The organism is Streptomyces venetus (assembly GCF_039540295.1).
GTDB classification, from domain to species: domain Bacteria; phylum Actinomycetota; class Actinomycetes; order Streptomycetales; family Streptomycetaceae; genus Streptomyces; species Streptomyces venetus.
Genome location: NZ_BAABET010000008.1, coordinates 172,160 through 184,686, shown reverse-complemented (window position 1 = coordinate 184,686; position 12,527 = coordinate 172,160). Strand labels below are relative to the sequence as shown.

Genomic DNA, 12,527 nt, shown 5'->3' with positions numbered 1-12,527 from the left:
GTCGGGCGGCGCCGTGTGCCGGGGCGGGTGGTCACCCCAGACAGAGCGGGAGCCGTGCGGCCAGGTCACCCAGCTCGGACCGCTCCGCTGCCGTCGGCGCGCGCCGGCCCGTGCCGACCAGCAGGGCGTCCCGGTCGTGGAACGACGCGGGGAAGGGGCTCCCCGCGATCCGCTCCAGCATCTCGCGGGACCGGGTGAGCCCCTGCGCCGGCGGCAGTTCCGGGTCCGGCAGGTGCGCGATCAGGTCGAGGTGGTGCAGGGTCCACTCCATGACGTACGCCGAGAGGTAGTCGGCCACGGTGAGGACCTCGTCGCGGGTGCCGACCCTGAGGGCCGGGTCGGCGAGCAGGGCGGCGCGGCCCGCCGCGGAGCCGACGTCGTCCAGGTGGAACACGAGCAGCCTCGGGTCCTCGTACGCGGCGGCCAGCCGGACCGTCAGCGCGTCGAGCGGGTCCTCGCCGGTCGGCGGTGTGGCGCTGACGTCCCAGTAGCTCACCGCGTCCCGGGTCGGTTCCCGGTCGGACGGGGTGGTGAGGGTGATCAGGACGTCCTGGGCGTCGATGACCAGATGGCACACCAGGTCCCGCACCAGCCAGCCCGTACAGCCGGACGGCCGCGCGAAGTCCTCGTCGCGGAGCCCGGCGACCGCCGTGCGCAACGCCGTCCAGGAGCGTGAGAAGAGATCCACGTGATCCACGTCGGCAACGTAGTGCCGGCCGTCGGGGCGGACAAGCGCATTTCGGCGGTCGATGTGCCCGACCGGTCCGCACGCGACCTCTGCGTCACGCGCCCGGGAACTCCCATGCGCTGCCGACCAGTTCAGCCGCACACCACTCTGGCGGCCCCGAGAACTCCTGGGGCCGTCGGTAACGCCTCTGCTGTCACATGGGCCTCTCCCGACCCCTGAGCACCTCCTCCGTGCGGCCGAGGCGACGGCGAGCTGACCCGGCCGGGTGCGCCGACGCTCAGCCGCCGGCCGCACCCAGCCGTTCCGTCGCGAGGGCGGCGAGTTCGTCCGCGGTGCGCGGCCCGGGCGCCGACTCGGTCAACAGCCCCTGGGCGCGCAGGAGATCCGTGGCCGCGGCACCCCACGGCAGCCGAAGCCCCGCCTCCCGGAGGAGATCGGTGCGGGCCAGCGCCACGGGGGCGGGCCCGGTGCGGACGCCGGACGGGGTGAGCAGCGCCGCGTCGTCGGCCCAGCGCAGGGCGAGGTCGACGTCATGGGTGGCCATCACCACCGTGGTACCGGTCTCGCGAAGCCTGTCGAGTGTGGTGAGGAGGCGTTCCTGGCCGTCCGGGTCGAGGCCGGCCGTCGGCTCGTCGAGGATCAGCACCCGGGGCCGCATGGCGACCGCGCCCGCGATGGCGGTGCGTTTGCGCTGCCCATAGGAGAGCAGATGGGTGGGCCGGTCGGCCAGGGCGGTGATGTCCAGCGCGGCGAGCGCCTCCGCCACCCGCGCCCGCACCTCCCCGTCGGGCAGACCGAGGTTCAGCGGACCGAACGACACGTCCTGTTCGACGGAGGCCGCGAACAACTGGTCGTCCGGGTCCTGCACCACCAGCTGGACGGTCGTCCGCAGCCGCGTCAGGCCCTTGCGGTCGTAGGTCACCGGCTGCCCCTCGACCGTCAACCGGCCCTCGTCCGGGCGCAGTCCGCCGCTGAGCAGCCGCATCAGCGTGGTCTTGCCGCTGCCGTTGCGGCCGAGCAGGGCGAGCGCACGCCCCTCGGCGATGTCGAAGTCGAGGCTGCTGAGCACGGCGGGGCCGTCCTCGTAGGCGAAGGACGCGCCCCGCAGGGCGACGAGGGCGGGCTCGCTCATGTCAGCGGCCTTTCCAGTGCGAAGGTGAGGACTGCCAGCGCCGCGAGGAGGGCACAACTGGCGGCCGTGAAGCGGACGGAGACGCGGGCTTCGGGCAGCAGGACGCGCAGCGTGCCGTCGTAGCCGCGCCCGGCGAGACCGGCCTGGAGGCGGGCCGCCCGGTCGAAGGCCCGGACGAACGCGGTGGCGCCGAGCCCGCCCAGCGAACGCCAGGCGGCGGCCCGCGAGGTGTGCCCGAGCCGGGCGGCCTGCGCGTCGCGGACCCGGCGCACGGAGTCCAGCAGCAGGAAGCTCATGCGGTACGTCACCAGCGCCACGTCCACGACGGGCGCCGGGATCCCGGCCCGGACCAGCCGCGGCAGCAGGTCCGACATGGGCGTCGTGAAGGCGAACAGCAGCACGCCCAGGGAGGCCGCGGAGGTGCGTAGCAGCAACTCACCGGCCCGGACCGGCCCGTCGTGGGCGAGGGAGACGAAACCCCCCGGGCCGCCGACCTGGACCAGCAGCGTGACCGCGCCCGTCACACAGAACCCCAACGGCACCCGATAGGCCCGCCACAGCCGTTGCCAGGGCACACCGGCCGGACCCAGCAGCACCACCAGGGCCGTCACGAGCACCAGGGCCGCGCCCGGCCAGGGCGGCAGCGAGACGGCCAGCACGGTCAGCCCCAGCCCGAGCACGGCCTTGTCCACGGGATGACGGCGGCGCCAGCGACTGCTGTGCGCCGCAGCGTCGATCGGCAGCACGCGACTCAGGCCCTCTCGACCGTGGACTCCTCGGCGGCGTCATGCTCCTGGCTCGCCGCGACCCGCTCCAGTGCCCGCTGCTCGCCCTGCCGCCGCCCCCGGCGCAGGCCGAAGTAGTAGGCGAGGACACCGGCGCCGAGCGCCGCCTGGAGGGAGAACAGGGCCGACTCGATCTCACCGGACGGCGGTTCGTACAGCGGCGAGAACCACGGCTTGTAGTCCGGCTTGATCTCGGTGATCGCCGTCTCGGCTTCGCCGTCGGAGCCCGTGAACGGCTCCTTCTTGTGGTCGCCGAGGCCGAGTGCGAGCGGCAGCACGGCGAGCGCGGCCACGAGGACCAGCAGCAGAACGTTGATCTTCGTGTTCCTGCTCATCGGGTCACCGCCTCGGTCCCGGCCTCGGTCCGGGACCGCTTCTCGGCGAGGAGCACACCCAGCCGGGTCAGTTCGCCCTTGCTGGACTGCACCAGCAGCCGCATCACGAGCACCGTCAGCAGACCCTCGCTCACCGCGAGCGGAATCTGCGTGACCGCGAAGATGGAGCCGAACTTGCCGAGCGCCCCCAGGAACCCGCTGCCCGGGTCGGGGAAGGCCAGCGCCAGCTGCACGCTGGTGACGCAGTAGGTGGACAGGTCGGCGACGAACGCGGCGAAGAACACGGTGACCATCAGCGGCACGTCGAACCGCCGCAGCAGCTTGTACACCGCGTATCCGGCCCAGGGCCCGACGATCGCCATGGAGAAGACGTTGGCGCCGAGCGTGGTGAGACCACCGTGCGCGAGCAGCAGGGCCTGGAAGAGCAGGGTGATGGTGCCCAGCACCGCCATGATGGGCGGCCGGAACAGGATGGCTCCCAGGCCCGTGCCGGTGGGGTGGGAACAACTGCCGGTGACGGAGGGCAGCTTCAGGGCGGACAGGACGAAGGTGAAGGCGCCGGAGGCACCGAGGAGCAGAGTGCTCTCGGGATGCTCGCGCACCTCACGGGTGAGTGACCGGGCCCCGTGGATGACGAACGGCGCCGACGCGACGCCCCAGGCGACCGCGTGCGCCGGAGGAAGGAAACCCTCGGCTATGTGCATGGCTCAGCAGACCCTCTCCAGCACCTCGTGGATGGTTGACGCGCCTTGGCCGGTCTCCTGGCTCACGGGTCCCACCGCCCGTACTCCGCCTTCCCGGGTCCCTGAGGACCCAGTGGCCGCCCGCGAGGGCCGGAGCCGGACTTCCCGATCACAGTGGCGAGGGCCGCACCGGCATCACACCGGATTTCCCGTTCACCAAGGCGTGGTGACAGTAGTGCCGGGACGAGGGCGATGACAAGCCACCCGAGGGGGCGCGCAAGGGGCGCCCCCCGGCACACCGGCGCAGAACTCCTCAGTCGTCGCCCTCGTCGTCATCGTCCCCCGCGCCCTCCTGGGACGGCTCGGGCTTCGCCTCCTGGGGCTTGTCCGCCTTCTCCGGCTTGGTGTCGCTCGTCTCCTCCGTCGGGGCCGTGGAGCTCGGTTCCGGGGCCGCGGAGGTCGGGGGAGCGGGCGCCGTGGTGGAGGGAGTGACATCGGCCACTGTGCCGACGGTCGGCGCCCCGTCGCCCGCCGGGGCGGACCCGAGAGGGTCGGCGGACTCGGCTGACGAGGGGGCGGCAGGGCTGCTCGCGGACGGGGACGCGTCGGGTTCCGTGCCCTGCGTCGCGGTGTCGTCGGGAGCGAACCACATCATGCCGGCGAGCATCGCGGCCAGGAAGAGGGCCGCAGCGGCGGCCGTCGCGGCCACGCGCGGCCGGTTGCCCGGCGCGTTGCGCGGAGCGGCACGACGTGAACGCCCCTCCCGGGCGGTGCGGGACCCCGTCGGCAGCGCGTACGTGGCCGGGGCGGAGCTCTCGGCCGCCGCGTACGTTCCCGGCTCGGAGGGCGGCGCCGGGAACGCGGCCTCCGGCAGCGGCTCGGGCAGACCCCGCCAGGCGCCGCCGGCGAACCACTCGGCGGTCTGCTGGGCCGTGGGCCGGTCCTCGGGCCGCTTGGCGAGCAGGGCGAGCAGGTAGCTCTCGAAGGCCGGCGGGAGACCGGTGACACCGAGTTCGCGAGGCGGCACGGGGGTGTTGTCGAGATGCTGGTGGAGGAGCGCCACGGCGGTGTCCGCCTGGAACGGCGGGCGGCCGCTGAGGAGCTGGTAGAGCACGCAGCCCAGGGAGTACATGTCGGAGGCGGGGCTCGCGGGCTTGCCCAGGGCCCGTTCCGGCGCCAGGTAGAGGCCGGTGCCGACGATCTGGCCGGTCGCCGTGAGTGCCGCGCCGGGATCGTCGAGGAAGCGCGCGATGCCGAAGTCACCGATCTTGAGCGTCCCGTGGACGTCCAGCAGCAGGTTGGCGGGCTTGACGTCCCGGTGCACGATGCCCTGCTCGTGCGCGGCGGCGAGTCCGGCGGCGGCCTGCGCGGCGAGGGTCGCCACCCGCTCGGCGGTGAGCGCGCCGGAGACGGCCAGCACTCCGGAGAGGCTGTCACCGTCGACCAGTTCCATCACCAGGAACAGCCGGTTGTCGTGCTCGCCGAAGTCCAGGACACCGACGAGGTTGGGGTGGTTGAGACGCCCGGCGGTCTGGGCCTCCAGACGGAACCGGGAGGCCGCCGTCGCGTCCGTGTCCTGCGGCAGCAGTAACTTGACGGCCACCGCCCTGGCGAGCATCTGGTCGTACGCACGCCAGACTTCTCCCATTCCGCCGCGCCCGATCTCAGTGTCCAGCCGGTAGCGGCCCGCTAGCAGCACTCGTCCTCGTCCTCATGCTCGTGGGAAGGTCGTCGCCGCAGGCGCAACTCCCCGCTTTCCCGCGGAGGTTGATGTGGGGGTGCCGCAGCCGACCCAGGATACTGGCGCCACGTGACCGCCGTGGCCACCCGTGTCAGGCGGCCGCGCCCTCCACCCGGCGCGGCAGCAGCGTCACCGCGAGGGCCGTCACGGCGGCGAGGACCAGCCAGGGCACGGCGGCCGGGAGGCCCAGGTCGAGCAGGAAGCCGGTGGCCGCGCTGCCCGCGAGCACGATCAGACCGGAGACGGACGACAGCGCACCCGTGTAGAGGCCGATCCGGCCTTCCTCGGCGAGGTCGGGCACCCAGGCCCGGGCGGCGGGCACGACCAGCATCTGCCCCACCGTCAGCAGCACCACGAAACCCGCGGCCGGCAGCAGCCCGGCGACGCCCGTCCAGCCGGCGGGGCGCGTGACGGCCACCACCGCGAAACCGGACGCGATCAGCAGCAGCCCGGCGGTCATGGAGCGGTGCAGGTCGAGCCGGTCGCCGGCCCACCCGGTCACGCGCAGCTGAGCGAAGACCACGAGCACCGAGGAGAGCGCGAACAGCCAGGACAGCGGCGCCTGGGAACCCGCCGCCCGCTGCACCTCGTCCGGAAGGGCCAGGTACAGCTGGTTGTAGGCGAGCAGGTACGAGCCGTACGCGCCGCACAGCGCCAGGAAGCGGCGGTCGCGCAACAGCGTCCGCACCCCGCCCCGCCGCGGGGCGCGGCCCCGGCCCGGGATGTGCTGCGGCATCAGCCACAGGTGCCCGGCGAGGACGAGCACGAAGACCGCGGCTCCCGCGAGGCACGCGGTGCGGAAGTCGACGGCGAGCAGCAGCCCGCCGAGCAGCGGGCCGGCGAAGGCCCCGATCTGGCCCGCCACGCCGAACAGGGCCAGGACGCGGGTGCGCGCCCCGTGCCCCGCCGCTTCCCAGTCCACCGCCTGGCGGGCCACCTCGGACTCCACGGCGGGGGAGAACAGCGCGGCGGCGAAACCGATGACCAGCACGGCGCCGATCACCGACCAGGTCGTCTCCGCGTACCCGAGCCACGCGAACCCGGCGATCCGCAGCACGCATCCCGCCAGCACCACCGGGCGGACTCCCCACCGGTCGACGAGCCAGCCGCCCACCACGAACAGCCCCTGCTGACTGAAGGTGCGCAGCCCGAGGACGAACCCGACCAGCCAGCCCGCCATGCCGATCGCGGTGCCCAGATGCTCGGCGAGGAACGGCAGGACGGCGTAGAAGCCGATGTTGAAAGCGAGTTGCGTCAGGATCAGCAGCCGCAGCAGCGGCGAAAGCCTCTTCCAGAGCCGCCAGGTGCTCTCCCGCGGAGCCCTGGGCGTCGTACGGGAGGCGCCAGGGCCCAGGACACGGGAGGTGGGGTCGGTCATCGTTTTTCCGCCGGTGGGGTGGGCACAGGGCTCAGCAGGGCGTCGGGCTGGTGCGACTGCCGCCGCGGCGCGGGCATGACCCGTGCCCCGGGCGGGCCGGCCGGTCCGCCGGACCGCTCCCGCCGCCGGGGCAGCCGTTCACGCCGCCGGGGCAGCCGTACACCCCCGGCCGCCGTCACCGCGAGCGCTCCCAGCAGGGCGAGCACGGCGGCGGGGAAGAGGACGGCCCACGGGGCCCGTTCGGCGTACGGCTGGTTCTCGGCGAGCAGCAGTCCCCACTCGGGAGACGGCGGCTGGGCGCCCAGACCGAGGAAGCCGAGCGCGGCGAGACCCAGCGCGATGCCGGGCAGCCGGATCAGCGCGTGCCGGGCCACCGGCGGCAGGACGGCCGGCAGCAGTTCGTACCGGAGCAGGTGGCCGCGCCCGGCGCCCAGGGCGCGGGTGGCGGCCAGGTGCGTGGTCGCGCGCTCCTGACGCAGCAGTGCGGAGGTGTGGGCGGCCAGCGGGGACCAGGCGACGGCGCCGACGGCGAGGGCGGGCGTCCACGTACCGCTGCCCGCGGCCCCGGCGACGAGGAGACCGGCCGGCACGGGCGGTACGGCGCTGACGGTGTCGACCAGCGGCCCGGACAGCCTCGGCAGCAGCCCCAGCAGCAGTCCGGTGACGAGGGCGGCGGCGCTCACCGCCAGGGCGATGCCGAGCGTGGTGAGCGCGCCGTGCGAGACCCGGGCGAGGACGTCCCGGCCGAGCGCGTCCGTCCCGAAGGGGTGCGCCGGGGACGGGGCTTGCAGCCGGGCGAGGGCGTCCAGGGCGAGGGGGTCGCGGGGCAGTCCGAGACCGATGACGGCGGTGAGCAGCGCCCCGTACAGCAGCGGCAGGGCGCGGGGCGCCGGCGGGCCGGGCCGGTGCAGGGAGTGCAGGGCGCCGTCGCGCAGCGCTGGCCCGGTCAGCAGCCGGGCCGCGAGCCGGGCGAGGACGCCGGCGGCGGCCGCGAGCAGGACCAGGGCGAGCGTGCCGGTCCGGAGTACGGGCAGATCCTGGGCGAGGGCGGCGTGCAGGGTGAGCCGGCCGAGGCCCGGGATGTCGAAGATCTGCTCCACGGCGACGGAGCCGCCGGTCAGGCCGACCACGAACAGGCCCAGGTTGGGCAGCAGTCCGGGCACACAGCGGCGCACCGCCTGCCGCGCCACGGACTTCGGCGGGACACCGCGCGCCGCTGCGGCCAGCGCCCAGGGTTCGGTGAACGCGCCGGGCAGCAGGTCGTCCAGCAGCCGTCCGAGCAGCGCTCCGGCGGGCAGGCCGAGGGCCAGCGAGGGCAGCACCATCCACGGGGGCCCGTACCAGCCCAGCGCGGGCAGCCAGCCCAGCCGCACACCGATCACCGAGGCCAGCACCGAGGCGACCAGGAACTCGGGCAGCGCGGCCAGCATCGCGGTCACCGTGCCTCCGCGCCCGCGCCCGCGCCCGCGCGCGCCGGGCCGGCCGCGGGCGCCGAGCCGGAGCGTCCGGGCGCACACCGCGGTCACGGTGGCCGCGGCGACCAGGAGGGCCCCGGCCATCAGCAGCAGCGACGCGCCGAGCGCCTGCGCGACGGAGGGCAGCACCTGGGCGCCGGACACCCACGAGGTGCCCGCGTCCCCGTGCAGCAGTCCGCTCAGCCACCGGCCGAGCAGGGCCGAGGGGCCGTCGTCGAGCCCGAGTTCGTCCCGGATCGCGCGCAGCGTCGCGGGCGTCGGGTCGCGGTCCGCCGAGCGGGCTTTGAGTACGGTCAGCGCCGGGTCGGTGCGCGACAGCCACGGCAGCAGCCCGATCGCGCCGACCAGGGCGGCCGCGAGCACGGTCCGCCACAGCAGTGTCGGGCCGCCGCCGCGCGCGAGCACGCGCAGGTGGGCGAGGCCCTTGGTCAGGGGTGGGATCGCGGTGTTCAGTGTCGTCCCCGGGGTGGTCAGGCGAAGGGAATCTCGAAGTGCACCACGCCGCTGCCCCCGCCGGGCACTTCCTCCCGCTCGTCGCACACCACCTTGCCCTGCGACCGCCACAGGCCCATCGCGCCGGGGGAGTGCGGATAGGTGTGCAGATACACGGACCGGTAACCACCGTCGGCCCGTGCGAAGTCGACCAGGCCTTCCACCAGCCGCCGGGCCAGCCCGCGCCGCCGGTGGCCGGAGCTGACGTACACCCGCCGGAGCTGAGCCGTCTCGCCGGAGGGGAACCGTTCCGCCAGCCAGCGCGGGTTCGGCGGATGCGCCGGTCCGCGCGCGTCCAGCGCCCCCGTGGCCGCCACCGTTCCGTCCCGCTCGTCCACGGCGACCAGCAGCGTGTGGCGCGGCGGTTCGACGTAGAACGACACCGGGTCGATGATGTCGGCGTGCCAGCCCGGCACATAGCCGGTGCCGAAGTCGCGGTACACGGCGTCCAGCATCACCACCCGCGCCCCGTCGATGTCCGCAGGTGCGGCCGTCCTGATGCTGTAGTCATGCATTTGCGCATCATATGCAAATAGCCTCTGAGGCCCCTGAGCCCGGTCGACATCCGGCCGCAGGGCACCGACGTCTCGGCCCTGCCGCCGCTGCGCCTGAGCCACCGGCACGGCTCACCCTGCGGCTGCGCTTCGAGCGTCCGAAGCGGCACCGCCCCGGCTGCGACCGGCCCGAGGAGGGCACGGTGAAGGCCGAGCCGCCACCCGGGCAGGAGTGCCTGATGAGCGTCGGCGACCGCACGTACCACTTGGAGGAGGTTCACTGGCACACCCCCTCCGAACACACCGCCGGCGGGGTGGCGTTCCCGATGGAACAGCACCTGAAGTGGGCAACGACGACCGCGGCCGGTGAGAAGGAGTACGCCGTCCTCGCGGTCTTCGTCCACCCGGGCGAGGCCCACCCCTCCCTGGACCGGCTGCTGGGCTCCGCCCGCCGGGACGAGGACCCCTGGGACGTGCCGGACGTCGAGCTCGGCACGCTCGTGCCGCCCTGCACCGAGTCCTACCGCAACGTCGGGTACAGGCGTCCGCCGCCGCGCTGGCGCACTACCGGAGCCTCTTCCCCGACGGCAACGCCCGCGAGGTGCAGCCGCTCGGCGACCGGCGTATCGCCGGCGACGTCATCGCTGGTGGTGAGGCGCGGGACGGGGCGGTCCGCCAAGGCCGCGCACGGGTACGGCCGCTCAGCTCCCGGCCGGGGTGAGCACGACGAAGTCCGCGTTCGCCGGGTCCAGACAGACGGCCAGCCTGCCGACGCCCTCCACGTCCGCGGGGCCCATCTGTACGCTGCCGCCGTTCCCGGTGACCGCGGCCACCGCGGCGTCGCAGTCCGCCACGGCGAAGACCGGGTGCCAGTACGGTCGCCCGCCCGCCAGTGACAGCTGCTCCTTGCTCAGCTCCATGAGGCCGCCGTGCATACGGTCCTCGGGGAGACCGGCGGGGGTGATCAGGGTGTATGTGCCCGCGCCGCCCGGCAGCTGCGTGTCGCTGAACTGCCAGCCGAAGAGTCCGCCGTAGAACTCCTTCGCGGCCGCGGCGTCGCTCGTGTACAGCTCGGTCCAGCACAGCGAGCCCGGCTGGTCCACCAGGTCGACCCCCTTGTTGGTCCCCGGCTGCCAGACGGCGAACTGGCCTCCCAACGGGTCGCTGTACTGCGCCATCCGGCCCCACTCGTCGAGGTCCATCGGAGCCACCCGCACGGTGCCGCCCGTCTGCTCCACGGCCTGCGTCGTGGCGTCCGCGTCGGTGACGCTGTAGTAGATCATCCAGGCCGGGCGCGCCCCTTCCTCCGTGAGCTTGCCGAGCCCGGCGACGATCTTGCCGTCCTTCCGGAACATCCCGCCTTCGAAGTCCTCGCTCTGGCCCATGGACTCGTACTCCCAGCCGAGCACAGCGCCGTAGAACGCCGCGGCGGTCCGGACGTCCGGAGCTCCGAGGTCGAGCCAACAGGGGGAACCGGGGGCGAACTCCGTGGTGATCATGGCGATGCTTCCCTTCCACTGATCCTCTGTGGCCCCAGCCTGACACCGGGCACCGGCACTCGCCCGTCGGCGGCTCGTGGGACCATCGGGTCCGTCGCCCGGCCGGGTGGCCGCGGATCTGTGCCTGTGAGGTGGGTGGTCGGGGTGGACCGATGGGAGTGGGACGACACCCTGTTCTCGGGGGCCGCCGCCTACTACGGGCGGGGAAGGCTGCCGTACGCCCCCGGACTGGCGGACGCGCTCGCGGAAGCGTTGCGGCTCGACGGGCGGGGGCGTCTGATCGACGTGGGCTGCGGGCCCGGGACCCTCGCCCTGAGCTTTGCCCATCTGTTCGGCGAGATCGTCGGTGTGGACCCCGACAGCGGGATGATCGCCGAAGCCGCGCGCGGGGCCGCCGACCGGGGAGTGGGGGAGAAGACCCGGTGGGTGCGGGCCCGCGCCGAGACTCTGCCCGCCGGGCTCGGCACCTTCACCGTCGCCACCTTCGGACAGTCCTTCCACTGGATGGACCGCGACCTGGTCGCGGCGACCGTCAGGGACATGCTCCGGCCCGGCGGGGCCCTGGTGCACATCGCGGATCTGAAGACGGAGGAGCCGACCGCCGACGGTCTGCCGCACCCGGCGGTTCCCTATGCCGCGGTGGACGAGCTGGTCAAGCGGTACCTGGGGCCCGTACGGCGCGCAGGTCGCGGTCTGCTGCCGCAGGGGACAGCGGGTGGAGAGGCCGAGGTGTTCGCCCGGACGGGATTCGCCGGCCCGCGGCGCCTCGTCGTGCCCGGCGGACTGGCACTGGAGCGGACCTTCGACGACGTCGTCGCCTGGGTGTTCTCGATGTCCTTCTCGGCACCGCATCTGTTCGAAGGGCGCCGCGACGACTTCGAGAGGGACCTGCGCGGGCTGCTGCGGGAGGCCTCCGAGTCGGGCCTGTTCTCCGAACGCGGGCCGAGCACGGAGGTCTTCGTGTGGCGGACGGAGGCCTCCCCGAACTGACCGGAAGGGCGCCGGGCCGGCGTCAGTGGACGGACAGACCGCCGTCGACGTAGACCGACTGCCCCGTGAGGTAGGCGGAGGCCGGGCTCGCCAGGAAGACCGCCGCGCCCGCGAAGTCCTCCGCCAGGCCGTTCCGCCCGATCATGGTGCGTGCCGCGAGGGCGGCCACCTTCTCCGGGTCCGAGGAAAGCCGCGCGTTGAGCGGTGTCATGACGAAGCCCGGCACCAGCACGTTGCAGGTGACACCGCGTGGTGACCACGCCTCGGCCTGGGACCTCGCCAGCGCCTCCAGCCCGCCCTTGGAGGCGCCGTAGGCACCGCTCTGGACGAAGGCCCGGTGCGCCTGCTGCGAGCTGATGTGCACGATGCGCCCGTACCCGCGCTCCGCCATACCGGGGCCGAACCGCTGACCCAGCAGGAAGGGGGCCTCCAGGTTGACGGCCATCGTCACGTCCCAGACGTCCTCGGTGAGTTCGTCCATCGGCGGGCGCAGGTTGATCCCGGCGCTGTTGACGAGGATGTCGGGCTCCCCGAACACCTCGGCGGCCCGCTCGGCGGCCGTCCGCACACCCTCACGCGTGCTCAGGTCCGCGCTGACCCACGCGGCGCGGCAGCCCTCGGCCGTCAGCTCCTCGACCGTCGTGGCCAGTCCGGCCTCGCCGCGGGCCACGACCACCACGCTCGCCCCGGCACGCGCGAGGGCGCCCGTGATGGCACGGCCGATACCGGAACTGCCGCCCGTGACCACCGCGACCCGGCCCTTCAGGGAGAACAACTGGGAGAGATACGCCTGTTCGGCCGCTGTCGGTGTCGTCATGGCGAGAACTGTATGAGG

The 12,527-nt window shown here is 73.9% G+C and carries 12 protein-coding genes and 1 riboswitch; of the genes, 1 reads left to right on the top strand and 11 read right to left on the bottom strand.

The window, feature by feature from the left end; genetic code table 11:
- Window positions 1–31: 31 nt before the first annotated feature.
- The 10 genes from ABEA82_RS26035 to ABEA82_RS25990 form a co-directional block, all read right to left on the bottom strand.
- Complete coding sequence (locus ABEA82_RS26035) at window positions 32–688, bottom strand: maleylpyruvate isomerase N-terminal domain-containing protein (RefSeq protein WP_345664347.1); 657 nt, start codon at window positions 686–688, stop codon at window positions 32–34.
- 277 nt (window positions 689–965) lie between these two features.
- Window positions 966–1,820, bottom strand: a complete 855-nt coding sequence (locus tag ABEA82_RS26030; RefSeq protein ID WP_345664085.1) for an energy-coupling factor ABC transporter ATP-binding protein — start codon at window positions 1,818–1,820, stop codon at window positions 966–968.
- Entirely contained in the window at window positions 1,817–2,566 is a 750-nt protein-coding gene (gene cbiQ, locus ABEA82_RS26025) for a cobalt ECF transporter T component CbiQ (protein WP_345664084.1), read from the bottom strand. Before cbiQ ends, ABEA82_RS26030 begins: the two co-directional genes overlap by 4 nt.
- A 5-nt stretch (window positions 2,567–2,571) precedes the next feature.
- Entirely contained in the window at window positions 2,572–2,940 is a 369-nt protein-coding gene (locus ABEA82_RS26020) for an energy-coupling factor ABC transporter substrate-binding protein (RefSeq protein WP_345664083.1), read from the bottom strand.
- On the bottom strand, window positions 2,937–3,644 hold the full coding sequence (locus ABEA82_RS26015) for an energy-coupling factor ABC transporter permease (RefSeq protein WP_345664082.1): 708 nt from the start codon (window positions 3,642–3,644) through the stop codon (window positions 2,937–2,939). Before ABEA82_RS26015 ends, ABEA82_RS26020 begins: the two co-directional genes overlap by 4 nt.
- 30 nt (window positions 3,645–3,674) lie before the next feature.
- Window positions 3,675–3,859, bottom strand: a riboswitch (cobalamin riboswitch).
- Between the two features lie 77 nt (window positions 3,860–3,936).
- Window positions 3,937–5,271 (bottom strand): serine/threonine-protein kinase, encoded by a 1,335-nt coding sequence (locus ABEA82_RS26010; protein ID WP_425588554.1) that lies wholly within the window; start codon window positions 5,269–5,271, stop codon window positions 3,937–3,939.
- A gap of 184 nt (window positions 5,272–5,455) precedes the next feature.
- Window positions 5,456–6,742, bottom strand: a complete 1,287-nt coding sequence (locus ABEA82_RS26005; protein ID WP_345664080.1) for an MDR family MFS transporter — start codon at window positions 6,740–6,742, stop codon at window positions 5,456–5,458.
- Window positions 6,739–8,622, bottom strand: coding sequence for an ABC transporter permease subunit (locus ABEA82_RS26000; protein ID WP_345664079.1), 1,884 nt, complete (start codon window positions 8,620–8,622; stop codon window positions 6,739–6,741). Before ABEA82_RS26000 ends, ABEA82_RS26005 begins: the two co-directional genes overlap by 4 nt.
- A 65-nt stretch (window positions 8,623–8,687) precedes the next feature.
- Window positions 8,688–9,224, bottom strand: a complete 537-nt coding sequence (locus ABEA82_RS25995) for a GNAT family N-acetyltransferase (protein ID WP_345664078.1) — start codon at window positions 9,222–9,224, stop codon at window positions 8,688–8,690.
- Window positions 9,225–9,904: 680 nt separating this feature from the next.
- Complete coding sequence (locus tag ABEA82_RS25990; protein WP_345664077.1) at window positions 9,905–10,702, bottom strand: VOC family protein; 798 nt, start codon at window positions 10,700–10,702, stop codon at window positions 9,905–9,907.
- Window positions 10,703–10,846: 144 nt separating this feature from the next.
- Here ABEA82_RS25990 and ABEA82_RS25985 point away from each other — a divergent pair, with 144 nt between their 5' ends.
- Window positions 10,847–11,692, top strand: a complete 846-nt coding sequence (locus tag ABEA82_RS25985) for a class I SAM-dependent methyltransferase (protein WP_345664076.1) — start codon at window positions 10,847–10,849, stop codon at window positions 11,690–11,692.
- Between the two features lie 22 nt (window positions 11,693–11,714).
- Here the strand turns inward: ABEA82_RS25985 and ABEA82_RS25980 are convergent, their stop codons facing one another.
- Window positions 11,715–12,509 carry an SDR family NAD(P)-dependent oxidoreductase gene (locus ABEA82_RS25980; protein ID WP_345664075.1) on the bottom strand — a complete coding sequence of 265 codons (795 nt, stop codon included), beginning with the start codon at window positions 12,507–12,509 and terminating at the stop codon, window positions 11,715–11,717.
- Window positions 12,510–12,527: the final 18 nt, after the last annotated feature.